This window comes from Oscillibacter hominis, from assembly GCF_014334055.1.
GTDB lineage: Bacteria > Bacillota > Clostridia > Oscillospirales > Oscillospiraceae > Oscillibacter > Oscillibacter hominis.
In genome coordinates this window covers 2,510,169-2,533,822 of record NZ_CP060490.1, presented here as the reverse complement: position 1 = coordinate 2,533,822, position 23,654 = coordinate 2,510,169, and the positions used below count along the sequence as shown (strand labels likewise).

The window sequence follows — 23,654 nt, the reverse complement described above, 5'->3', positions numbered from 1 at the left end:
GCAAAGCGCTGCGCGACCAGCGCGGCGCTGAAAAGGCGCTCCTTCAACTGCTAAAGGCTTTGTATGGCTCTCATGCGACGCGGGGATGAAAGAAAGGGTGGTGCGCCAATGCCACACCACCCTCATTTCCATTACTTGCGCAGGCCCAGCTTGGCAATCAGGGCGCGATAGCGCTCGATGTCCTTGCGCTGGAGATAATCCAGCATGTTGCGGCGCTTACCGACCATCTTCAGAAGGCCTCTCTGGGAGTGCTTATCCTGGGGGTTCTTCTTCATGTGTTCGGTGAGCTGGTTGATGCGCTCGGTCAGAATGGCCACCTGTACCTCGGGGGAACCGGTGTCCTTCTCGTGGGTGCGGTTTTCGCTGATGATCTTCGTCTTCTGCTCTTTGAGCATCATAGGGTTTGTCCACCTTTCCATAAGTCCCCGCAAAGCTGAGTCCCGGGCCGGTGAATCCTTCCGCGGGCCAAGCTCTGGGGCAGTTTCAAATTCACGCCTCATACGCGTGCTCTTTTATTATACCACAAAAAAGGCGGATGTAAAGCGAAATTTTATGAAAAATCGCTGAGTTTTCAACGCTTTTCCCCCTTTCCCACCGGGAATTTGCGGCAAAAAAGCGGCTCTTGACAGCGGGCGGGAAATGGTCTATATTAACTGTATTAGTACGAATAGTACAGTTGGAGCTGATGAACAGGAGGTGAGTGGATGATCAGTCTGAACTATCGGGACTCCCGGCCCATCTACGAGCAGATACGGGACGGCCTGAAAAAGCTGATTGTCACCGGTGCGCTGGCTAAGGATGACCGGCTGCCCTCAGTGCGGGCGCTGGCAACACAGTTGGCCATCAACCCCAACACCATCCAGCGGGCGTACAACGAGCTGGAGACGGAGGGCTATATCTATTCCGTGCAGGGCAAGGGAAGCTTCGCCGCGGGAAACCCGGAGGCGGACCAGGCCCGGAAGGAAGAGCTGATGAACCGTGTGAGGGAAACTCTGGCCGAGCTGCGCTATCTTCAGGTGGCGGAGCAGGACCTGGAAGCACTGTTCAGGGAAGGAGCAAGACATGATTGAGGTGAACAACGTCGTCAAGCGCTTTGACGGCTTTGCCGCTTTGGATGGGGCCAGCCTGAGCGTGCCGGCGGGCGCGGTCTACGGGCTGGTGGGCCCCAATGGCGCAGGAAAATCCACGCTGATCCGCCATCTGACGGGCATTTACCGCCAGGACTCCGGCACCATCACCATCGACGGGCAGAAGGTCTGGGAGAACCCGGAGCTCAAATCCCGCATCGCCGCCATCCCCGACGACTGGTACTATTTCCTCCAGTCCTCCGCCCGGGATATGATGCGGTTTTACCGCGGGTTTTATCCCCGCTTCTCCATGGAGCGGTACGAGAAGCTGAAGGATATCTTTGAAATCGACGAAAACCGCACCATCCGCCGCCTGAGCAAGGGCATGCAGAAGCAGGTCGCCTTCTGGCTGGCCATGTGCTGCCTGCCGGACGTACTGGTGCTGGATGAGCCGGTGGACGGCCTGGACCCGGTGATGCGCCGCCAGGTGTGGGGCCTCATTATGAACGACGTCAGCGAGCGGGGCACCACGGTGCTGGTCTCCTCCCACAACCTGCGGGAGCTGGAGGACGTCTGCGACCACGTGGGCATCATGAACCACGGCCAAGTCCTCCTGGAGCGGTCCCTGGCCCAGCTCCAGGACAACATGGTCAAGATGCAGGTGGTCTTCCCCGACGGCGTTTCGGAGGTTCCCCCGGAGCTCCCCGTGCTCCACGCCTCCCGGGTGGGCCGCATCCACACGCTGATCATGCGCATGGGGGCCGAGGAGGCCGAGGGCCGCCTGGCAGCATACACTCCCCTGCTGGCGGACGCCGTGCCGCTGACGCTGGAGGAAATCTTCATTTATGAGTTGGGAGGTGCCGACTATGCAGTCAAAGACATCATCCTCTGATCCGGTCAGGATGCCCCTGCTCTCGGGCACCTTGTTCCGCAAAAACCTCACCCGGTTCTGGCCCCTGTGGGCGGCCTATGCACTGATCTGGACCCTGGCCCTGCCGCTGACCCTGTTCACCCGGCTGCACAGCGGGTACAGCTACTACCCGGAGCCCGCCTACCCGGACCTGGCCCGGGATATTCTCAGCAGCGCCAGCGACTTCTCCCTCTATATGACGCTTTTGTTCGGCTGCCTGATGGCCATGGCCCTCTACAGCTATCTCTGCACCGCCCGGTCCGTGGGTTTTGTCCACACGCTGCCCATCCGGCGCGCCGGGCTCTTCTGGACCAACTATCTCTCGGGGCTGTTCATGTTCTTCTCAGCCCATGTGCTGGTCTTTGTCCTGACCTATCTGGTGCTGCTCACCGGCAGCGCAAGCATGCCCATGCGGGAGCTTGTGATCTGGCTGGGGGTGAGCTGCTGCCTCTCGGTGCTGTTTTTCTCCTTCGGCGTGCTGTGTGCCATGTTCACCGGACAGGTGCTGGCCATCCCCGTGTTTTTCGGCGTGGGGAACGTCCTCGCAATCGGCATCGACTACCTGGCGCGGACCTTCTCCTCCATTTTTCTCTACGGCTACCAGAGCGGCGGCAGCGGCGGGTTTACCCTGTGGGCCCTCCGGCTTTCCCCTGCGGTCTATCTTTCCCGGAATCTGCGGGTGGAATACGTATGGGATGAAAGCTATACCGATATTCTCTCCGTCCGCATCCTGGGGCTGGGCGCGGTGTGGATCTATGTCGCCGTAGGCGTGGCATTTGCCCTGGCGGCCTTGGCGCTCTACTGCTGCAGAAACAGCGAGACCGCCGGCGACACCGTGGCCGTGGGCTGGGCAAAGCCGGTGTTCAAGTACGGCGTGGCCTGCTGCTCCGCCTTAGGGCTTGGCCAGGGTCTGTACTATCTGACCTGGGGCCAGTACCAGTTCCAGTCGGACTACTCCCTGGCGGGCGTGCTGGTGTGCATGATCCTCATGGGCCTGCTGGGCTATTTCGCGGCAGAGATGCTGATGAAAAAGTCCTTCCGGGTGTTCCGCGCCTCCTGGAAAGGCGCAGCGGTGCTGACGGCGGTGCTGCTTGCCTTCAGCCTCTGCATGTCCATGGACCTGCTGGGCCTGGAGGCCAAAGTGCCCGCCGCGGAGGACATCGAGAGCATCAGCTACTCCATCAGCGGCCCCTCTCAATACTTCGACGCTGAAACGGAGGACCCCGCCCTGATCGACCTGCTGCGGGAGGTCCACGGCAGGTCTGTGGCGGAAAAGGACTTTCAGATGGACCGGTCCCGGGAATATGACCGCTGGCTCAGATCATCGAACCTGGAGCGGCCCGCCTATTCCAGCATGTATCTGCGTCTCACCTACCGCCTTGCGGGCGGCAGTGAGCTGAGCCGGAGCTACACCTACTATTATCTGAAGGAGGAGCTGACGGACAGCAAATTCGCCGTCTGTGCCCTGCGTGCATTCTGCGCGGAGCCTCAGGCCCAGATCGAATACATGCTCAACGGCGGCGACCTCACCAAGGTCAGCGGCGGCGAGTTCGAGTACTTCACATTCTCCGAGCGGGGCTCCTCCTCCAACAACTGGTACAGCCTGACCACAGACGAGGCCAGGGCGGTGGCAACGGCCATTTGGGAGGACATCCAATCCGGCCGTGCCGGCCAGAACCTCTTTGATGAGGACAGCCAGATGACCAACAGCCTGGAACTTTACTGCCTCATGGATCAGCACAACCAGACCAACTATGTCCGCATCGAACTCAACACCGGCATGCGCTCCACCCTCCAGGTGTTGGAAGAGCTGGGCATCGCCGGCGAAGAGCGGCCCCTGATGACGGAGAAGGAGCGGCGGGAAACGGAAAACGCGTTCTACAACGAGACCCTTGCGGAAGAGGAAGGCGTCATCGGCGGGGCCGATGGCCCCACGGAAATCGTTGCGGCGGAGGCGGCCTGATCTCCTATGGCGACACGACACAGAAAGAGAACCCGGGGCATTACCCCGGCACCGCTGCTGCTGGCGCTGGCGTTTCTATGCTTTGGCGCGTGGGTTTTGCTGCGCTCAAGGCCGTCGGACGTCCAGGCACCCGGGTGGGTGGAACAGCAGTTTCTGACGGAAAACCCCTGGTCCCGGCCCGGCGACAAGCTGAAGGAGGTCCGGGGCGTGGTGATCCACTATGTGGGCAACCCCGGCACTTCCGCCCAGGCCAACCGCAACTACTTTGAATCCCTCTCCACCGGGGAGGAAGACACCTATGCCAGCGCCCACTTTGTGGTGGGGCTGGAGGGGGAGGTCATCCAGTGCATCCCCCTGACGGAGATCGCATACGCCTCGAACAGCCGCAACGACGACACCGTGGCGGTGGAGGTGTGCCATCCGGACGAGACCGGGCAGTTTTCCGACGTGACCTATGGGCAGGTGGTGGAGCTGACGGCCTGGCTGTGCGAGACCTATCATTTGAAACCAAATGAGGACGTCATCCGTCATTATGATGTAACGGGAAAAATCTGCCCCAAATACTATGTGGACCATGAGGACGCCTGGACGCAGTTCCTCTCAGACGTGGAGGCGCGTCTCAATGAGGGCTTTGAAAAGGAGGACTGAAGGATGAATGCGGCGTGGAAGGAAAAGAAGCTGTGGCTGGGGATTGCCGCGCTGGCCATCGCCCTTGCGGCCGTGGTGTGGTGCCGCTTCCAGCACACCTTCACCACGGAGCGCTGGCTCAGTTCCCCGGAGCGGCGCGCGGACCTGGTGGACAACCTGCTGGGCCGCTACGACCTGGAGGGCATGAGCGTCCACCAGGTGAAGGCCCTCCTTGGGGAGGAGACGGTGTATTTAACAGACTCCGGCGCCTTTCTCTCCTATGAGTTGGGGATGGAACCGGGGCTGATCTCCATCGACTGCGCCTTTTTGACGCTGGGGCTGGAGAATGACCGGGTAGCCAGCGTATCGGTGTCCACCAGCTGACAACAGAAAAAAAGCAGAGGCAAGCTTGCCTCTGCTTTTTTCTTTCCCATTGCGCCGGGGAAGCGCAACCCTCCGCCGGCCTTCCGTCCGCGCTATCTGCAAAGATAGGAAAACCAGCCCTCGCTCTCCCTGGTCTCCAAAATGGCAAGGCCCGCCTGGCGGAGCCGGTCCGCCACCTCCACCGCCCGGTCGTCAATGATGCCGGAGCAGAGGAACAGCCCCTCCCGCTTCTTCAGCTCCCCCACCATGGGGGCCAGGGCGATGATCACATCCGCCACAATGTTGGCCACCACGATGTCGTAGCCGGAGCCGATCTCCTGCCGGAGGGCGTCGTCGGAGAGCACGTTGCCCACCAGCACCCGGCAGCGGTCGCGGCCGATGTGGTTGAGGGACGCGTTTTCATAGGCCACGTTCAGACACTTGTCGTCGATGTCCACGGCCACGGCGTGCTCCGCCCCCAGCGCCAGGGCGGCCACGGACAAAATGCCGCTGCCGCAGCCCAGGTCAAGCACCTGCTCGCCGCCGCGGACGTGGCGCTCCAGGGCTGTCAGGCACAGCCGGGTGGTGGCGTGGCTTCCGGTCCCAAAGGTGAGCCCGGGATTGAGGATCAGGGGGATGCGGCCCCCGGTGTCCGCCTGTTCCCACTCGGGGATGACGATCAGCCGCTCCCCGATCTCCATAGGCTTATAGTACTGCTTCCAGTTATTCTCCCAGTCGGAGTCCTGAAGGTTCTCCATGGTGAGCAGCAGCGTGCCGCAGTCGCTCCGCTCCCGCTTGAGGGCGGAAAGGGCGATGCGCACCTGGCCTAACAGGCTGAACCCCGATTCGTTCTCCTCCAGGTAGAAGGTGATGCGGGACTTGCCCCGCTCCCGCGCCATCAGCTCCTCGTCCACATAGTCCCAGTACTGATGGTTGTTCTCCAAAAACTCCAGGAACTCTCCCTCGTCGTCCACCACCACGCCGTCGATCCCCAGTGCGGAAAGCAGCGTGGTCACCGGCTCCAGCCCGGCGGGAGAGGTGTCAATGTGCAGCTCCAGCCAATTCATTCCGCCGCCTCGCTTCAGCGCTGGCTGCCCAGGAAGAACAGGGCCACCGTGCCCGGGCCGGAGTGGTTGCCGATGACGGGCCCAACGAAATTGAGGTAGATCTGCTCCGTGCCGAAGCGCTTTTTGATCTCGTCGGCCACAAACAGCGCGTCGCCCTCGCAGTCGCCGTGGCTGATGAACACGGTCTGATGGGCCGGGTCCACGGCGGTCTTTTCCATATGGTTCACCAGCTCCACCAGGGAGGACCTGCGGCCCCGGGCCTTGCTGACAGGCACCAGGTGGCCTGTGTCGTCCACGTGCATCACCGGCTTGATGGAGAGCATGGTGCCGAAGAGCGCCGTGGCGGCGCTGATGCGGCCGCCCCGCTTGAGATGGTTCAGATCGTCCACGGTGAACCAGTGGCAGACCCTGCCCTTGGTGGCCTCGGCGAAGGCGTGGACCTCGTCGATGGTCGCGCCCCGCTTTTTCTCCTGGGCGCAGAGATAGACCAGCAGCCCCTGGCCCAATGAGGCGCACAGGCTGTCCACTACCAGGACCTTGGCCTCGGGGAACTCCGCGCGCATATCCTCGGCCGCAATGGCCGCGGACTGGTAGGTCGTGGACAGGGCCGAGGAAAAATTGATGCACAGGATATCTCTTCCCTGGCGGAGGATGGGGCGCATCCGCTCCTCAAACGCGCCGACGCTGATGGCAGAGGTGGTGGCCTCCTCCCCGGAGCGGATGCGGTTGTAGAAGTCCTGGAAGCCGATCTCGCTGCCGTCCAACAGGTTGCGGTACTCCTGAGCACCCATGTGCAGCGACAGGGGCAGCACCTCCAGCTCCAAATCCGCCGCCATTTTTGCGGTCATGTCGCAGCAGCTGTCGGTCATAATGACAAACTCTCTCATAGTTCCTCTCTCCTTCAGAAAACCGGCGCCGCCGGCTTATTTTTTCCTCTTGCTCTCCGGCTCCAGAGACCGCAGCACGTTCACGTAGCGCCGGCTGGCCACGCCGGCGGCATAGCTCAACAGGGCAAAGTGGACGGCGCCGTCAGCCAGCTTCTCCTCGTCCAGATAGGGGTCCATCTCCCCGGCGGCATGCTCCAGCGCCTGGTCCAGGCTGGTGCGAAAACGCTGATACATCTCCTCCACCGAGTGGCTCCCCTCCGTCTCCTTGCCGATGATGAGCGCCATGTCCCGGGCGGACATCACCTGCTTGAGGGCGCAGATGGCCGTCAGATAGGCCAGATGCTCCCGGCCGTACTTCTTCCCCTCGGCCCGGGGCACCAGTCCGCTTTTGGTGTAGTTGTTCACCATGGCGGAGGTCAGCGCGTCGCTCTCATCCACGCGGATGCTCTGCCGGTCCATGTAAGAGAGCACCTGATCCATATACAGCGGGATGTCGGGCAGCTGATCCCACTCCACCGGCCGTTGGCCGCGCAGCACCTCCTGCAGCGCGTGCAGCTCGTCCATTTCCTTGCCTCCTTCTTTTGAAACTCCATAGAAACAGACATAGCATACCACAAAAATCTGGTTTTGTAAATCATTTAACGGCTGATTCAATATCGCTTTTCATGCAAAAAACGCGCTCCTGCCGGTTTTCGCTATTTTCCCACGCAGAACCGGGCGAACACCTGCTCCACAATGTCTTCCCTCGGCGTGGCGCCCAGGAGCTCCCCCAGGGCAGCCATGGCCTCCTCCACATCGGTGAGGGCCGCGTCCGGCGTCAGCTCCAGGGCCTGGCGGGAGCGCTTCACGGCCTCCAAGGCCCGGCGCACCGCGTCCTGCTGGCGCTGGTTGGTCAGGGTGAAGGCGGCCTCCGGCGACGGGAAGAGTCCGCCGACCGCCCGCACTATGTCCTCTATGCCCCGGCCGGTCTTTGCGCTGACCGAAAGGGCCTGGGGAAAGCGCTCCGCAAGGCCCGGCTCCTGGGGCAGGTCCGCCTTGGACCGCACCACCAGCAGGCGCTTTGCGGCGGAGGCGGCCTCCAGCGCCTGCTCATCCTCCCCGGACCAGGGGGCGGACCCATCCAGCACCAAAATGGCCAGCTCCGCCTGGGCAGCGGCCCGGCGGGAGCGCTCCACGCCCAATCGCTCCGCCTCCTCCTCCGCGTCCCGGATACCGGCGGTGTCGATGAGCCGCAGCGTCACGTCCCCCAGCCGTACCGGCTCCTCCACCGTGTCCCGGGTGGTGCCGGGCCGGGCGGTGACGATCACCCGCTCTGTCCCGGCCAGGGCGTTGAGCAGGGACGATTTGCCAGCGTTGGGCCGTCCGATGAGGGCGGTGGGCACACCGGTCCTCATGACCGCCCCCCTGCCGGCCGTGGAAAGCAGGGCGGAGAGCGTCTCCTCCGCCCGATCCAGCGCGGCGCGGATCTCATCAGGGCGGACGTCCTCCAAATCCTCGTCCGGGTAATCCACCACCGCTGAAAACCGGGCGGAGAGGTCCAGCAGGCCGTCATAGACCGCCTGGGCCGTGCGGCCCAGGGCGCCGCCGCTCTGAGAGGCGGCCAGGCGGGCCGCTTCCGCTGTCTCCGCGTCGATGAGGTCCATCACAGCCTCCGCCGAGGTCAGGTCCATACGGCCGTTCAAAAAGGCGCGGCGGGTGAACTCCCCCGGCCCGGCCTGCCTGGCCCCGGCTTCAAAGAGGGCTTCCAGCACCTCTCCCATGGCCACCGGGGAGCCGTGGCAGTAGAGCTCCGCCGACTCCTCGCCGGTGTAGCTGCGGCCGGCGGGGAACCAGACGGCCATCCCCCGGTCCACCGTGCGGCGGCGCCGATCTGACATGGTGCCGTAGTGCATGGTTCTGGGGGGACATTTATCCAGCGGCTTTCCCGCGGCAGGGGAAAAAACGCGGCTGGCCAGGGCGGCGGCTCCTTCGCCGCTGACGCGGATCACGCCGATGGCCGAGGGGGCCAGGGCGGTGGCAATGGCAGCAATGGGTTCCATGGTGCACCTCTTTTTCTCACAAACTCATTCAAAACCTTGCGGATTCCTCCGAATTGAACCAGTATAGCAAATCATTTGAAATTTTCCCACCCCTTCGACGGTTTTTTCAGGTAAAGTCGAATGAAAATCCGTAGGATAGAAAGAAGAGTATTTCCGGGAAAGGAGTCTTTTCATGCAGTTTTACCGTAAGGCGGGGTCCGTGCTCCGCATCCCCCTGGAGAAAATCCGCCCCAACCCGGCCCAGCCCCGCCGCCACTTTGAGGAGCGCGCGCTCTCGGAGCTGTCGGAGAGCATCCGCCGCTACGGGGTGCTCCAGCCCCTGACGGTGCGGCGCAAGGGGGACGAGTTTGAACTGGTGGCCGGTGAGCGCAGGCTCCGTGCCTCGGCGCTGGCCGGGCTGCGGGAGGTGCCCTGTATTGTGGCGGCCATGGGCGATGAGGACTCCGCCGCCCTGGCCCTGGTGGAAAACCTCCAGCGCCAGGACCTCCACTATTTTGAGGAGGCCGAGGCCATGGCCAAACTCATCGGGGACTACGGGCTCAGCCAGGAGGAGGTTGGCCGCCGGCTGGGCAAGTCCCAGAGCGCCGTGGCCAACAAGCTCCGGCTGCTGCGGCTGAGCGAGGCGGACCGGGCGCTGCTGCGCCAGGCGAACTTAAGCGAGCGCCACGCCCGGGCGCTGCTGCGGCTGGAGGAGGAGGGCGAGCGGACGGCGGCCCTGCGCTACATCATCGACCACGGCCTCAACGTGGCCCAGAGTGAAACCTACATCGACCAGCGCCTCGCCCATCTCCAGACCGCGCCGCCCCAGCGCCGGGCCACCTTCATCCTCAAGGACGTGCGGCTGTTCCTCAACAGCGTGGAGCGGGGCCTCGGCGTGATGCGCCGGGCCGGCGTGGACGCAGGGTGGGACCGCCGGGACACGGACAGCGAAATCCTGCTGACCATCCGCATCCCCAAGCAGAGCGGACGGTAAAGCAGTTGTTACGGGATTGTAATGCTTTTCCCCCGATTTCTGTGGTAAAATGGGTCACGTGGTGATAACCCGCCCGCCGGTTGCATAGGGTGTGGTTGTCCGCAGTTGATTCAATTGTTCCATAGGAGGGCATACATGGAAGGAAAACACATGGAGGCAGGGAAAAAATGGAATAAGCGGGGCCTGGCCATCGCCGCCGTTGCCGCGGGCATCCTGCTCTTGTGTTACATAGCCCTGTGCTTCGCGGCCAGCCGCAGCACCACCATCTTCCCCGGCATCCGCGTGGCGGACACCTGGGAGGTGGGCGGGATGACCATCGCCCAGGCGGAGGCTCAGTTAGAGGCCCACCAGGGCGCCTGGACGGACGACACGGCTGTCGGTTTGACGCTGGCTGAGTCCGGGGACGATTACTCCGGCGCCGAGGTGCCCCTGACCTTCGGTGACCTGGGCGGCGTGACCATGGACAGCGCCGCCACGGCCCGGGCGGCTTACGACTACTGCCACAGCGCAAGCTTCCTTGCCTCCGGCTGGCACTACCTCAGCGGGATGCTGAGCGGCGGCGGCGTGGACGCGGTCCTCCAGGCCGAGAAGCTGGAGGAGCTCTCCCCCGCCCTTGCAAAAAAACTGAGCCGCGAGCCGGTGAACGGCGCCTACACCATGGGGTCGGAAGCCGTCTACATCACCAAGGCCAAGGACGGCTATTCCCTGGACCCGGACACGCTGGTCCAGGTGCTGAGCGAGGCGCTGGGCAAGTGTGACTACGAGTCCGTCTCCATCCCCTACACGGTGGTGCAGGGCACGGTCCTCACCGCCCAGGCGGTCCACACCGCCGCGGCCCGGGAGGTGAAAAACGCCGGGTACGACGCAAAGACCGGCAGCATCTACGAGGCCGTGGTGGGCGCTGAGTTTGACCAGGAGGAGGCCCAGCGGCTGTTGGACGAGGCGGAGCCCGGTGAAACCGTGGAGATCCCGGCGGTGGTGGAGTATCCCGCCGTGACGGCAGATGAGCTCCGGCCGCTTTTGTTCCGGGATGTGCTGGGCACTTACAAGACCCACGTGAGCGGAAGCTCCAACCGCATCGGCAATGTGAAAAAGTCCGCGGCAGCAATCAGCGGCTTTGTGCTCAACAGCGGCGACGTCTTTTCCTACAACGACGTGGTGGGTGAGCGCACCGCGGCCCGGGGGTACCTGCCGGCCCCGGCCTATGTGAAGGGCGAAACCGTGGACGAGATCGGCGGCGGCATCTGCCAGACCTCCTCCACCCTCTATATGGCGGCGCTGCTCTCCGATCTGGAGATCGTCACCCGGGCGGCCCACCGCTATGCGCCGTCCTACATCACAAAGGGCATGGACGCCACCGTGTCCTGGGGCGGGCCGGAGTTCCGCTTTGCCAACAACACGGACTATCCCATTAAAATTGTCGCTGTTTACTCCAAAAATTTCCTGACCGTCACCATCTACGGCACCAACCTGACGGGAAAATACGTGAAGATGACCAAGGAGGACTTGAGCACCACGCCCTTTGAGGTGGTCTACGAGGACGATCCCACGCTGCCGACGGGCACGGAGAAGGTGAAGACCACACCCTACATAGGCTACAAGGTCCGCACCTACCGCAATGTATACGACGCCAGCGGCAAGCTGATCTCCAGCACGTTCGAGGCCTCCAGCGACTACAAGGTCCGCAACAAGGTGATCCTGCGGGGCACCAAGGAGGTCCCGGATACGCCTGTTGTGAAACCCGTAACTCCGGAGGTCACCGATCCGGTGACGCCGGAGGTGCCGGAGGGTGGAGGCTCCACGCCCGTGACGCCGGAGACCCCGGAGGGCGGCGGCACGCCCACCACCCCGGAGACGGAAGGCGGCACCTCCGCGCCGGAAAATCCGGACGGCGCCATCAACTGGCCTGTGCCGGAGGATGGAAGCGCCTCCAGCGCCGGACAGGGCGGCACCCAGCAGGGCGGTACCTAAAAAAATAACGCCGTGCCGGAGTATCCCGGCACGGCGTCATTTTATGATTTACATTCCGGCCCTGCGGCGGTATGATAATAAGATAAACTGCAGGTTCAAAATCTTGCGCTTTCATCCGGCTCAGCAGGCGGCAGAGTGGCCAATGCAACGGCCGGAGGGGCGCAGGCCCAATCACAGGGAAAGGAGCGGGACTTTGGAAAAAAAGGAGCCTTTGGGAAAGCGGCTTTTGCGGCTGGCGCCTATGGCCGTGACCATTGCCCTGGTGATCTGGGTCCTGGGGACGGACCGGGACCTCACCGTGGAGGCCCTGCTGGATCACACGCCGGAAAACCAGCTGCTGGCGGCGCTGCTCCTTTTGCTGCTCTATGCGGTCAAGAGCCTGTCCGTGCTGCTGCCGCTGGCCCTGTTCGAGGTAGCGGCCACGCTGGTCTTCCCCCTCCCGGCGGCCCTTGCCCTCAACCTCTTGGGAGTGGGGGTGGCCTGCTCCGTGCCCTTTTTCACCGCCCGGTTCTCCGCGGGCCAGAGCGTGGAGCGCCTGATGGAAAAGCATCCAAAGCTCCATGCGCTCCGGGACTTCCGGGTGGGAAACGACTTTATCTACGCCTTTTTGGTCCGGGTCGTGGGCCTATTCTCCTGCGACATCGTCAGCATGTACATGGGGGCCTCCGGGCTGCGCTACCGGCCCTATGTGCTGGGCTCGGTGCTGGGCTTCGCCCCCCAGACCATCTGCTTCACCCTGATGGGAGACGCCATAGAGGAGCCCGGCTCCCCCCAGTTCCTGATCGCCCTTGGGGTCATGGCGGCCACCACGGCGGCGGCTGTGGCGGCCTACGGGCTGTGGCGGCGTCGCGGCAGGCTGTGAGGCTCAGAGGGGATAAATGCGGGAAATCGGAGAAAACAGGAAAAAATACCGTCTGTTCGGTTGACAAAAAGGATCAAAACGGGTATCATACCAGAGTAATTGAACAGAAGTAAGGCGTGGAAGAGGAAGAGTAGCCCGGGAAAGCCGCAAAGAGAGCCGCCGTTTGGTGAAAGGCGGAGGGCGGAACCGGAGGAAAATCACCTTGGAGCCTCCCGCTGAAGAAAGCAGTAAGCGCGGACGCAGGACGGGCGTTATCCGTCGCCCCAAGCAATTGGGGGATGAGCGGCCGCTTTGCGCAAGCAATGCGGCAACCAAGAGTGGTACCGCAGAGGCTTCGCCCCTGTCTCTTAGGAGACGGGGGCGTTTTATTTTTTTGTTAGGAGGCTGCGAGATGAACTGCCCCAAATGCGGGAAAGAGATGGAATCCGGCGACCTGCACACCCAAAAATATCCCTTCTGGACCCAGCAGGAGCTGCGCTTGTTCCGCGGCCCCACCGACCAGGTGGACCTCGGGCCCCTGGACGATGACGACGCCTCGATGTTCACCCGCGATCCCTTCCCCACCTTTCCCGGCGCCATGCTCTGCCGGGACTGCGGGCTGGTCACTTTTCCCTGCAAGCTGATTGAAAAAGGCAAACGCCGCCAACAATAGGAGGAAACACAAGACATGGACTACAACAAGACCATCAACCTGCCCCAGACCGAGTTCCCCATGCGGGCGGGCCTGCCCAAGCGGGAGCCGGACATGCTGAGGCGCTGGGAGGAGTCGGACCTTTACAACGAGATGCTGAAAAAGAACGAGGGCAAACCCCTCTTCAGCCTCCACGACGGCCCTCCCTTCTCCAACGGCGATCTGCACATGGGCCACGCGCTGAATAAGGCGCTGAAGGACTTCATCACCCGCTCCTATGCCATGCGGGGCTACTACACCCCCTATATCCCCGGCTGGGACAACCACGGTATGCCCATCGAGTCCGCCATCATCAAGAAGAACAAGCTCAACCGCAAGGCCATGAGCGTTCCGGAGTTCCGCTCCGCCTGCCACGACTTTGCCCAGCACTATATTGACGTGCAGATGGAGGGCTTCAAGCGCATGGGCGTGCTGGCCGACTGGGAGCACCCCTACAAGACCATGGACCCCCGCTTTGAGGCGGAGGAAGTCAAGGTCTTCGGCGAGATGTTCAAAAAGGGCTATATCTACAAGGGCCTCAAGCCCGTGTACTGGTGCCCCAAGGACGAGACTGCCCTGGCCGAGGCGGAGATCGAGTATCAGGACGACCCCTGCACCACGGTGTATGTGAAGTTCCCCATGCACGACGATTTGGGCAAGCTGGGCGCCTACGACCCCAAGAAGCTCTTTTTCGTGATCTGGACCACCACCATCTGGACGCTGCCCGGCAACCTGGGCATCGCCCTGCACCCGGAGGAGCCCTACGCCCTGGTCAAGGCCCCGGGCGGCGAGGTCTATATCATGGCCGAGGCCCTGGTGGAGAAAGTGATGAAGGTCGGCGGCGTGGAGGGCTACGAGGTCGTGGAGACCCACCCCGGCGCCTTCTTTGAGAACATGCTGGCCGACCACCCCTTCCTGCCCAAGACCTCCCGGGTGCTGTTGGCAGACTACGTCACCATGGATTCCGGCACCGGCTGCGTCCACACCGCCCCGGGCTTCGGCGCCGACGACTACGAGACCTGCAAGCGCTACGGCATGGACATGGTGGTGCCCGTGGACGACCAGGGCCGCCACACCGACTACGCCGGCAAGTACGCCGGCATGAAGACCGACGAGTCCAACCCCATTATCCTCAGCGATATGAAGGAGAGCGGCGCCCTCTTTGCAAGCGAGGACATCGTCCACTCCTATCCCCACTGCTGGCGCTGCAAGGGCCCCATCATCTTCCGGGCCACGCCCCAGTGGTTCTGCTCCGTGGAGTCCTTTAAGGACGAGGCAGTGGCTGCCTGCGACGACGTGCGCTGGGTCCCCGCCTGGGGCAAGGAGCGGATGATCTCCATGATCCGGGAGCGCAACGACTGGTGCATCAGCCGCCAGCGCAAGTGGGGCCTGCCCATCCCCGTGTTCTACTGCCCCGAGTGCGGAAAGCCCATCTGCAACGACGAGACCATCGCCGCCGTGGCCGGCCTCTTTGAGCGGGAGGGCTCCAACGCCTGGTTCGCCAAAGAGGCGGAGGACATCCTGCCCAAGGGCTTTACCTGCCCCCACTGCGGCGCGGACCACGGCTTTACCAAGGAGGAGGACACCCTGGACGGATGGTTTGACTCCGGCTCCTCCCACGTGGCCGCCATGCGCAAGGAACAGGGCTTCTGGCCCTCCACCATGTATCTGGAGGGTCTGGACCAGTACCGCGGGTGGTTCCAGTCCGCGCTGCTGACCGCCGTGGGCGCCCTGGGCAAGGGTGCGCCCTTCCAGGAGTGCCTGACCCACGGCTGGACCGTGGACGGCGAGGGCAAGGCCATGCACAAGTCCTTGGGCAACGGCATGGACCCGGCGGAAATCTTCCGGGATTTCGGCGCGGACCTGCTGCGCCTCTGGGCCGCCAGCGCCGACTACCACGCTGACGTGCGCTGCTCCAAGGAGATTTTCAAGCAGCTCTCCCAAAACTACCTGAAGTTCCGCAACACCGCCCGCTACTGCCTGGGCAATTTGGACGGCTTTGACCCCAACGACCTGGTGGCCCCCGAGGATATGGAGGAGCTGGACCGCTGGGCGGTGACCCGGCTGAACGGCCTGGTGGAGGCCGGTCTGAAGGCCTACGACAACTATGAGTTCCACGTGCTGACCCACCTGGTCAACGACTTCTGCGTGGTGGACCTCTCCAGCTTCTACCTGGACATCATCAAAGACCGCCTCTACTGCGAGGAGAAGGACGGCGCGCTGCGCCGCAGCGCCCAGACTGCCCTGTACCTGATTTTGGACACCATGACCAAACTGATGGCCCCCATTCTGGCCTTCACCTGCGACGAGATCTGGCAGGCCATGCCCCACCGGGAGGGCGACGATCCGCGCAATGTGGTGCTCAACCAGATGAACGGCGTGTTCTCCGACTACGCCCTCAGCGACAAGGCGATGGCCAAGTGGGACACGGTGATCCGGCTGCGCAGCGATGTCAACTCGGTGCTGGAGGCCGCCCGTGCCCAGAAGAAGATCGGCAAGGCCCTGGAGGCCCATGTGACCCTCCACGCTGCGGACGGCGACGCCATGAGCGCCCTGGCCCAGGTGGCCGCGCTGAACCTGGCGGAGCTGTTCATCGTCTCCGAGTGCACCATCACCTCCGCCGAGGCCGCGTCAGACTCCGTGGTGGGCCAGGGCACAAACTTCCCGGGCCTGAGCGTGGAGGTCTCCGAGGCCGCGGGCGAGAAGTGCCAGCGCTGCTGGATGCACTCCCTCCAGGTGGGCGAGGACCCCAACCACCCGGGCCTGTGCCCGCGCTGCGCCAACGTGGTCCGCAAGCTGCCCCAGTTCTAAGGGCGCACGGTTTTGGTTGCATATTTCCCGAAAAACGATTAAACTGGAGAGCGGGGCAAGCTGCCCCGCTCTTCCCTTATTTTCCGCCTTGATGAGATGAAAGGGGCTTCTATGGAAAAAACGCTTCCCGTGCGCAGGCGCAGCAGCGCGGTGGACCTTGTCAAGACCGTGGCGATTTTGGACGTGCTCATCAGCCATGTGGCGGTGCCCGCCTTTGCGGCGGACGCGGTGGGCACGCCGGCCTGGCTGTGCGCGCTATTCTGGGCCTGCGTCTCCCATGTGAGCGTATCCCTGTTCCTCATGGCCAGCGGCACGCTGCTGCTGAACCCCGACCGGCCCATGACGCTGAAAAAGCTCTATACCAAAAATTTCCCCCGCCTGCTGGTGGCGCTGCTGTTCTGGGCCGTGTGCTACAAGGTCTTCTCCCTTCTGGCCTTCTCTCAGCTGACGGCGCCCGCGCTGATCCAGGCCCTGAAGGAGGTGGTGCTCTTCCGCCATGAGGAGCATCTCTATTACCTGCACATCATGCTGTTGGTGTACGCCTTTTTGCCCATCACCCAGCTTGTGGCCGCCCACGCGGACAGGCGCCAGCTCTCCTACCTCTTGGGGCTGTGGTTTTTGCTGGGGATCCTGTACCCCACAGTCAAAACCTTCTGGCCCTTCACCCTCCTGGTGGGCATCCCCAAGCAGTGGCTGATGAACATGACCTACGCTTCCATCGGCTATACGCTCCTGGGCCGCTATCTCTCGGCCTATCACAGCGGCGCTCACCGGCGGTGGCCCTGGGCGATCACAGCCCTCGCGGGCTTTTTGACCGCCTTCTGCGGCAGCTGGGCCGCGTCCTCCGCCGCCGGGAAGTTGGACACCCACTTCATTGAGGGCATGGGGGTGGGGATGTGCCTCATCGCCGTGGGCGTCTACGGCCTCTGCCTGTCCGTCCGCATTCCGGAGGCCGCTGCCTCCGTTCTGGAGTACATCTCCAAGGCCTCCTTCTGTGTATTTTTGGTGCACATTTTCTTTTTAAAAGCCTTTGCCCATTTCGGCGTGACCGCGCTGGTGGGCCCGGCGATTTTGACCGTCCCCATGATGACGCTGCTGCTTTTGGGCTGCGGCTGCCTGGTATATGAGGTGCTCCGCCACATCCCCCTGGTCAACCGCTGGCTGATCTGATGATTCGATTGGAGGAGTGAGACCTGTGGACTTTTATAAAATCGGGCCGGAGGGCGCCGGCCGCCTATACGAAATGGTGGCCAAGCTGGCCGCTTACCTGGGCAAGGAATCGGAGCTGACCGCCACGGAGGCGGACATCCGCGCGCTGTTGGAGGGGCCCATGGAGGCCGTCCTTTTGAAAGAGGACGGCCGGGACGTGGGCATGGCCACCTACTTCTACATGGTGTCCACCTTTTCCGGCCAAAAGATCCTCTACATCGAGGACCTGTACGTGGAGGAGTCCGTTCGGGGCAAGGGGTATGGCCGCGGCTTTTTCAACTGCCTGGAGCGCCTGGCAGCGGACAGCGGCTGCGCGGGCCTGGAGTGGAAATGCTTCCTCCGGAACACCAGGGCCCAGGCCTTTTACAGCCGGCTCGGCGCCCAACGGGTGGACGACTGGCTGACCTATCGGAAGGCGCTGTAGGCGCGATTCAAACCAATGAGAGGAATTGTATTTATGCATTCTTTGCCCTATATTGCCCTGGCCGCGGCGGCGCTGGCCGCGGACCAGTGGGTCAAGCACTATGTCACCACCAATCTGATCCTGGGCGGGACCCAGGCCCTGATCCCCGGCTTTGTGGAGCTGCAGCTGGTTCACAACTACGGCGCCGCCTGGTCCAGCTTTTCCGGCATGCGGTGGCTGCTTGTGCTGGTGACCAGCGCCATTGTGGCGGCGGTGGCCTATCTGGCGGCGCGGCGGATCGTCCGCCACCCCCTGGGCCTGACCGCCTGCGCCCTGATTGTCTCCGGAGGCCTGGGCAACATCATCGACCGGGTGCGGCTTGGATATGTGGTGGACATGTTCAACTTCCAGTTCATGCGCTATCCCGTGTTCAACGTGGCGGACATCTGCGTGGTCACGGGAGCCATTCTGGCGGCAATTTACTATCTTTGGTTCTATGAAGCCCACGACAAACAGGAGCGGCCCCATGGCAAGGATCACGCTTGAGGTCCCGCCGGAGGCCGCGGGGAGCCGCATCGACGCCTTTTTGGCCGCCTCGGCAGAGGGCCTGAGCCGCTCCGCAGCCGCGCGGCTGTTGGAAGAGGGACGTGTGCTCTGCGGCGGCAGGGCCGCGGCCAAAAATCTGCGCCTGGCGGGCGGCGAGGTGGTGGAGGCAGACCTTCCGGAGCCGGAGGCGCTGGATGTGAAAGCCCAGGACATCCCCCTGGACGTGGTCTACGAGGATGGGGATGTGATCGTGGTGAACAAGCCCAAGGGGCTGGTGGTGCACCCGGCCCCGGGCCACAGCGACGGCACGCTGGTCAACGCGCTGCTCCACCACTGCGCCGGAAGCCTCTCCGGCATCGGGGGCGTGCTGCGCCCCGGCATCGTCCACCGCATCGACCGGGACACCTCGGGGCTCATCATCGCGGCCAAAAACGACGCGGCCCACCTCTCCCTCTCATCCCAGCTCCAGGACCACACCCTGGCGCGGACCTACGAGTGCCTGGTGACAGGCAATCTGAAGGAGGACCGGGGCACGGTGGACGCGCCCATCGGACGCCACAAAACCGACCGCAAGAAGATGGCGGTGGTCAGCGGCGGCAAGGAGGCGGTCACCCACTGGGAGGTCATCGGGCGCTACCCGGGCTGCACCCACGTCCGCTGCCGCCTGGAGACCGGCCGCACCCATCAGATCCGGGTGCACATGGCCTATATCGGCCACCCGATCCTTGGCGACACGGTCTACGGGGCCAAAAAGGCGGTGCCGGGTCTCCAGGGCCAGTGCCTCCACGCCGTGGGGCTGCGGTTCATCCACCCCCGCACCGGGGAGGCGGTGGAGCTGAGCTGTCCCCTGCCCGAAGAGTTTCAGGCCCAGCTGCGCGCGCTGCGCTCCAGGCGGTAGGCCGTCCTGACCGGATGAAATGGCGGGGCGGGCACCATGGAACAGCGTGGGATGGCCATCACGGCGCCAGTATCGGCTGCCCCCCAAGCCAGGAAGACAAGGAGTAGGATATGTTTCAGGGATTTGACGACGCAACCGTGGATTTCATGTGGGGAATCCGCTTCAACAATGAAAAGCCGTGGTTCGAGGCCAACAAGCAGGCCTATCTGGATCACTTTTACACCCCCATGCGCCAGCTGGCGGATGAGGTCTACGCCCACCTTTCGGAAAAGTGCCCGGACTACGGCCTGATCTGCCGGGTCTCCCGCATCTACCGGGATGCCCGCCGCCTCTTTGGCCGCGGCCCCTACAAGGACCACCTGTGGTTTTCCGTGGAGCGTCCCGGCGGCGCGTGGAGCGTGCAGCCCTGCTTCTGGTTTGAACTTGGGCCGGAGGCCTGGGGCTACGGCCTGGGCTATTATTCGGCCCAGCCGGTGACCATGATGAAGCTCCGCGCCCGCATGGACGCCAACCCGGCCCCCATGGAGAAGCTGACCCGCTCGCTCAACCGCCAGAGTGAGTTCCAGCTGGAGGGCGAGGAGTACAAAAAGCCCAGGGCCCAGGCGCCCTCGCCGCTGCTTGCGCCCTGGTACCGGAAGAAAAACTTTTCCATCAGCCACAACGAAAAGCTGTCGGAAGAGCTGTTCCACCGGCAGCTGCTGGACCGGCTGATCCAGGGCTACGATTTCCTGGCCCCCTACTACAGTTACTTTGTGACGCTGGAGGGCGACCCCGATCCCCGGGAGGCATAGTCTCAAAACAAGACATGCCCCGGAGCCAGGCTGGCTCCGGGGCATATTTGACAGGCCGCGGTTGGCGGGTAACAGCGCCTTCCCAGTTTTCCTGCGCTCCGGGCGGAGTCCGGTTTTTGTGTAACTCCCCTCAGGAAAAATTTGCTTCCCTTCCCGGAGGTTTCGTACTATAATGGTTTAAATGACTAATTCAAGCCTATGGGCCAGGCAAACGCAGCGGCCCGTACAACAGATAAAGGAGTTAAACTATGCAGATTCAGATTTCAAAGAGAATGTCAAAGCCTGATTTCCAGGGCGAGTTTGTGGACGCCATGCTCAAAGCCGCCACGGCCCCGGATTTGATCTCCTTCGGCGGCGGGCTGCCCAACCCCATCTCCTTCCCGGTGGAAGACATTGAGGCGGCGGTCAACAAGGTGCTCCAGGAAAACGGCGTCCAGGCCCTCCAGTACAGCTCCACCGCGGGCTACGGACCTTTGCGCAGCTTCATTGCCAAGCGTTACGCCCGCTTCGGCGTGACCCTCAGCGCCGACGACATCATCATCACCAACGGCTCCCAGCAGGCGCTGGACATGCTCAGCGCGGTGCTGGTGGACCCCGGCGACGAGGTGCTGGTTGAGCGGCCCAGCTATCTGGCAGCCCTGCAGACCTTCCACCTGTACGACCCCGAAGTCCTCACCGTGGGCCTGACCGAGAGCGGCGCGGACTGCGATGAGCTGGAGGAGCTGCTCAAGCACCACTCCCCCAAGTTCTTCTACGCCATCCCCAACTTCCAGAACCCCACGGGCCTCACCTACTCCAAGGAGGTCCGGGAGCGGGTGGCCACCCTGGTCGCCTCCACCAACATGCTGATGGTGGAGGACAACCCCTACGGCGAACTGCGCTTCCGGGGCGAGGGCGGCGAATCCTTCGGCCGGTACTTAGGCGAGCAGTGCTGCATGTTGGGCACCTTCTCCAAGACCGTGTCCCCGGGCATGCGCATCGGCTGGATCGCCTGCCCCAACCGGGCGCTGATGGAAAAACTCCTGGGCTACAAGCAGGTCATGGACCTGCACACCAACATCTTCTGCCAGATGGTGCTGGCCCAGTACTTGCAGGACAACGACCTGGACGCCCACATGACCAAGATCAAGAATCTCTACCAGCATCAGGCGGACGTGATGATGGACTGCATCGCCCGCTATATGCCCGAGGGCGTGCGCTACACCAAGCCGGAGGGCGGCATGTTCATCTGGGCCACCATGCCCGACGGCCTCTCCGCCGTGGAGGTGCAGAACGAAGCGGTGAAGCGGGGCGTGCTGGTCACCGCCGGCGACCCCTTCTATGAGAAGGACCGGGGCGTGGCCACCATGCGGCTGAACTACTCCAACTGCACAGACGAGAAGATCGAGCAGGGCATCCAGATCCTGGCCCAGGTGATCCGGGACTTGCTTCAGGCCCGCCAGGGGTAAGATGATAAAAAAACGGGAGCGGCTCACTGCCGCTCCCGTTTCAATTTCCGGATGTCGTCGCCGAAAAACACCAGCACCTCGTACTCCCCCTCAATCCGGGAGGCGATCTGGGGCGTGTAGCGCCGCCGCAGCTCGTCCGGGGTCAGGTTGGTGTTGAGGATGGTGGACTTGTCCGTCATCATGCGCGTGTTCACGATCTGGTACAGGGCGCTCTGGATGAAGGAGGTGGTCATCTCCGTGCCCAGGTCGTCCAAAATCAGCAGGTCGCAGTTCAGCACCCGGCGGACCTCCTCGTCCCCTTCCCGGCCGAACTTCTGGTCTTCAAACCGGGAGAAGATGCTGCCCGCCGTGTCATAGACCACGGAAAAGCCCCGGCCGCTGACCTCCCGGGCGATACAGGCGGAGAGGAAGGTCTTCCCCAAGCCCGGTGCCCCGGTCATCAGCAGGTTGGCGCTCTTTTTTCCAAAGCTGCGGGCATAGTGGACACAGGCCTCGTATACAGTCTCCATATGGGACCGGGGCGAACGCCCCATCTCCGGCCAGACGTTCTGGTCGTACCAGTCCAGGGAGAACGTGTCGAAGCTCTGGCTGCCCAGGTCCAGCAGCCTGGACAACTCCTTCATCTGCTCCTCAGCGTAGTAGCGCTGCAGGCACCGGCACATCCGCCCGTCCCGGTACCCGCTGTCGCCGCACAGGGGACACGCCGGCGTCTCGTCCAAAAAGTCGGCGGCGTAGCCCCGGCTCATGAGCAGGCGCCGCTTCTCCTCCTGAAGGCCCAGGTTCTGGTCCCGGATCCGGCCGATGGCCTCCGACGGGTCCTGGCCCTGGCGCAGTGCCTGGGCGATGATCTGGCGCATGGTGCCGGCCAGCTCCCGGTCAATGGCCGATATCTCCGGAATCCTGGCATAGACCGCCGCCCGGCGGGCGGCAAACTCGTCGGTGCGCCTCTGCTTGTCCGCCTCATAGCGGCTCAGCGCCCGGCGCATCACCTTTCCATCCACTGCCACAGAGCGTCCTCCTCCATCACTTCAAATACTTTTTCAGCTCCGCCGCGCTCCGGCGGCTTCCCTGGGCAGCGGCCGGCACGGGGGCGGGGCGGGGCCCGTCGCCGGACTGGATCTCATCCACCGTGTGAAGCCCCTTCTCATCCCACTTTTTCAAGATGCCGTCCAGGTAGTTCATCTTCAGCTTGTGGCAGCGCAGCATGGTCCTGTCATAGGCCAGGGCCACCGCCTCCGGGGAAAAGCCCATGTCGGCCCAGGCGGCAAGGTACTTCTCCTCCGAGGGCGCAGGGGGCCGGTCCCCCAGCTGAAGCGCCTCCATGTACCGGGGCAGCATGCCCTGGCGGAGGGCGTACTGCTTGAGGTAGGCTGCCGCCCGCTCCTGGGTGTCGATGCCCCGGGCCGCCCAGGCATAGCCCTCCTGCTCAATCCGGCGCAGCGAGGGCCTTCGGCCCGGCCCGTAGCGCGCCGCAGAGCGCTCCATGCAGTGGCACACCAGCAGGTAGATCACGTCCGCCGGCAGTCCCAAATAGTCATACAGCCCCAAAAGGGTGCCGAGGTCCGGGGTGGACAGCTTCTTCCCTAACTTCCGCTCCACCTCCGCCGTCAGGCAGCGGAACTCCTCGCTGTGCTCCAGGCAGTTCAGCACGTCCTCCCGCTCGTAGGCGGGCGGCGGGCTGGGCGCGGCCTCCCGTTGCTCTCCCGCCCCAAGCAGGTTCATGGCCCGGAGCTCGTCCTCGGCGGTCTGAAGCCGCATCCGGTCCCACTTCAGTTCCCGGCCGGCCTGCTCCGTGGAGATCTCGCCCCGGCGGCGCAGCAGGCAGAGGTACAAAAGGGCCGCGTCGCCGCTGCCGCTTCCGATGAGGCGGCGCAGCACGGGCCCGGACACCAGGACGCTCTCGTCCCCGTCCACAGGCAGCAGACAGCTTGCCATACGCCGCCTCCTTTCTCTTGGTTCCGTTCAGATTTCTTCCCTATTCTACACGAAATCTCCTTCAAGGACAACAGCAACTTTTTGAAAAGCGGCTCTTCTTGCAAATTGGACAAATTCTCTTTACCGGGCCTGTTTTTATGGTATAATAACTGCATATGAGTGTTGTGGGATCAATTTGGCAGATCATGAAAACAGCGGACCGGCACGGGCCGGT

The 23,654-nt window shown here is 63.3% G+C and carries 23 protein-coding genes and 1 other annotated feature; of the genes, 16 read left to right on the top strand and 7 right to left on the bottom strand.

The features are described from left to right. Positions 1 to 131: 131 nt before the first annotated feature. On the bottom strand, positions 132 to 398 hold the full coding sequence (gene rpsO / locus H8790_RS12460; protein WP_187332836.1) for a 30S ribosomal protein S15: 267 nt from the start codon (positions 396 to 398) through the stop codon (positions 132 to 134). A gap of 306 nt (positions 399 to 704) precedes the next feature. Between rpsO and H8790_RS12455 the strand changes: the two genes are divergently transcribed. The 5 genes from H8790_RS12455 to H8790_RS12435 are packed head-to-tail and all read left to right on the top strand — an operon-like array spanning position 705 to position 4,951. Further along, the gene (locus H8790_RS12455; protein ID WP_187332835.1) at positions 705 to 1,070 is read left to right on the top strand and encodes a GntR family transcriptional regulator; all 366 of its coding nucleotides are present in this window, start codon (positions 705 to 707) and stop codon (positions 1,068 to 1,070) included. Then, entirely contained in the window at positions 1,063 to 1,959 is an 897-nt protein-coding gene (locus tag H8790_RS12450; protein ID WP_187332834.1) for an ABC transporter ATP-binding protein, read from the top strand. Before H8790_RS12455 ends, H8790_RS12450 begins: the two co-directional genes overlap by 8 nt. Beyond that, a complete protein-coding gene (locus H8790_RS12445; RefSeq protein ID WP_187332833.1) occupies positions 1,934 to 3,940 on the top strand; it encodes an ABC transporter permease in 2,007 nt (668 codons plus the stop codon). The genes H8790_RS12450 and H8790_RS12445 overlap by 26 nt, the downstream gene beginning before the upstream one ends. A 6-nt stretch (positions 3,941 to 3,946) precedes the next feature. After that, complete coding sequence (locus tag H8790_RS12440) at positions 3,947 to 4,588, top strand: peptidoglycan recognition protein family protein (protein ID WP_187332832.1); 642 nt, start codon at positions 3,947 to 3,949, stop codon at positions 4,586 to 4,588. Between the two features lie 3 nt (positions 4,589 to 4,591). Continuing rightward, entirely contained in the window at positions 4,592 to 4,951 is a 360-nt protein-coding gene (locus H8790_RS12435; protein WP_187332831.1) for a hypothetical protein, read from the top strand. A 92-nt stretch (positions 4,952 to 5,043) separates the two neighbouring features. Here H8790_RS12435 and prmA read toward each other — a convergent pair whose 3' ends face one another. The 4 genes from prmA to mnmE all read right to left on the bottom strand — a co-directional run bounded on the left by prmA (position 5,044) and on the right by mnmE (position 8,923). Further along, entirely contained in the window at positions 5,044 to 5,997 is a 954-nt protein-coding gene (gene prmA / locus H8790_RS12430) for a 50S ribosomal protein L11 methyltransferase (protein ID WP_187332830.1), read from the bottom strand. 14 nt (positions 5,998 to 6,011) lie between these two features. Then, a complete protein-coding gene (locus H8790_RS12425; protein WP_187332829.1) occupies positions 6,012 to 6,884 on the bottom strand; it encodes a DegV family protein in 873 nt (290 codons plus the stop codon). Between the two features lie 36 nt (positions 6,885 to 6,920). Then, positions 6,921 to 7,448 (bottom strand): DUF1836 domain-containing protein, encoded by a 528-nt coding sequence (locus tag H8790_RS12420; RefSeq protein WP_187332828.1) that lies wholly within the window; start codon positions 7,446 to 7,448, stop codon positions 6,921 to 6,923. A 131-nt stretch (positions 7,449 to 7,579) separates the two neighbouring features. After that, a complete protein-coding gene (gene mnmE / locus H8790_RS12415) occupies positions 7,580 to 8,923 on the bottom strand; it encodes a tRNA uridine-5-carboxymethylaminomethyl(34) synthesis GTPase MnmE (protein WP_187332827.1) in 1,344 nt (447 codons plus the stop codon). 172 nt (positions 8,924 to 9,095) lie between these two features. Here mnmE and H8790_RS12410 point away from each other — a divergent pair, with 172 nt between their 5' ends. The 11 genes from H8790_RS12410 (at position 9,096) to H8790_RS12360 (ending at position 21,505) form a co-directional block, all read left to right on the top strand. Continuing rightward, on the top strand, positions 9,096 to 9,896 hold the full coding sequence (locus H8790_RS12410) for a ParB/RepB/Spo0J family partition protein (RefSeq protein ID WP_187332826.1): 801 nt from the start codon (positions 9,096 to 9,098) through the stop codon (positions 9,894 to 9,896). 135 nt (positions 9,897 to 10,031) lie between these two features. Next, a complete protein-coding gene (locus H8790_RS12405; protein WP_187332825.1) occupies positions 10,032 to 11,867 on the top strand; it encodes a VanW family protein in 1,836 nt (611 codons plus the stop codon). 193 nt (positions 11,868 to 12,060) lie between these two features. After that, entirely contained in the window at positions 12,061 to 12,729 is a 669-nt protein-coding gene (locus H8790_RS12400; protein WP_187332824.1) for a TVP38/TMEM64 family protein, read from the top strand. Positions 12,730 to 12,837: 108 nt separating this feature from the next. Next, positions 12,838 to 13,074, top strand: a binding site (T-box leader). 46 nt (positions 13,075 to 13,120) lie between these two features. Continuing rightward, on the top strand, positions 13,121 to 13,381 hold the full coding sequence (locus H8790_RS12395; RefSeq protein ID WP_187332823.1) for a PF20097 family protein: 261 nt from the start codon (positions 13,121 to 13,123) through the stop codon (positions 13,379 to 13,381). A 15-nt stretch (positions 13,382 to 13,396) separates the two neighbouring features. After that, positions 13,397 to 16,210 carry an isoleucine--tRNA ligase gene (gene ileS, locus H8790_RS12390; RefSeq protein WP_187332822.1) on the top strand — a complete coding sequence of 938 codons (2,814 nt, stop codon included), beginning with the start codon at positions 13,397 to 13,399 and terminating at the stop codon, positions 16,208 to 16,210. A 111-nt stretch (positions 16,211 to 16,321) separates the two neighbouring features. After that, a complete protein-coding gene (locus H8790_RS12385; protein WP_187332821.1) occupies positions 16,322 to 17,380 on the top strand; it encodes an acyltransferase in 1,059 nt (352 codons plus the stop codon). 25 nt (positions 17,381 to 17,405) lie between these two features. Then, a complete protein-coding gene (locus H8790_RS12380) occupies positions 17,406 to 17,843 on the top strand; it encodes a GNAT family N-acetyltransferase (RefSeq protein ID WP_187332820.1) in 438 nt (145 codons plus the stop codon). Positions 17,844 to 17,876: 33 nt separating this feature from the next. Then, positions 17,877 to 18,368, top strand: coding sequence for a signal peptidase II (gene lspA, locus H8790_RS12375; RefSeq protein WP_243208508.1), 492 nt, complete (start codon positions 17,877 to 17,879; stop codon positions 18,366 to 18,368). After that, entirely contained in the window at positions 18,349 to 19,266 is a 918-nt protein-coding gene (locus H8790_RS12370; protein WP_187332818.1) for an RluA family pseudouridine synthase, read from the top strand. The genes lspA and H8790_RS12370 overlap by 20 nt, the downstream gene beginning before the upstream one ends. Positions 19,267 to 19,376: 110 nt before the next feature. Then, positions 19,377 to 20,057, top strand: a complete 681-nt coding sequence (locus H8790_RS12365; protein ID WP_187332817.1) for a DUF2461 domain-containing protein — start codon at positions 19,377 to 19,379, stop codon at positions 20,055 to 20,057. Between the two features lie 248 nt (positions 20,058 to 20,305). Next, positions 20,306 to 21,505: an aminotransferase-like domain-containing protein gene (locus tag H8790_RS12360; RefSeq protein ID WP_187332816.1), complete on the top strand. Its 1,200-nt coding sequence runs from the start codon at positions 20,306 to 20,308 to the stop codon at positions 21,503 to 21,505. Between the two features lie 23 nt (positions 21,506 to 21,528). Here the strand turns inward: H8790_RS12360 and H8790_RS12355 are convergent, their stop codons facing one another. Both H8790_RS12355 and H8790_RS12350 read right to left on the bottom strand, forming a co-directional pair. Continuing rightward, complete coding sequence (locus tag H8790_RS12355) at positions 21,529 to 22,512, bottom strand: ATP-binding protein (protein ID WP_187332815.1); 984 nt, start codon at positions 22,510 to 22,512, stop codon at positions 21,529 to 21,531. Between the two features lie 16 nt (positions 22,513 to 22,528). Next, positions 22,529 to 23,440, bottom strand: coding sequence for a DnaD domain-containing protein (locus H8790_RS12350; RefSeq protein ID WP_187332814.1), 912 nt, complete (start codon positions 23,438 to 23,440; stop codon positions 22,529 to 22,531). Positions 23,441 to 23,654: the final 214 nt, after the last annotated feature.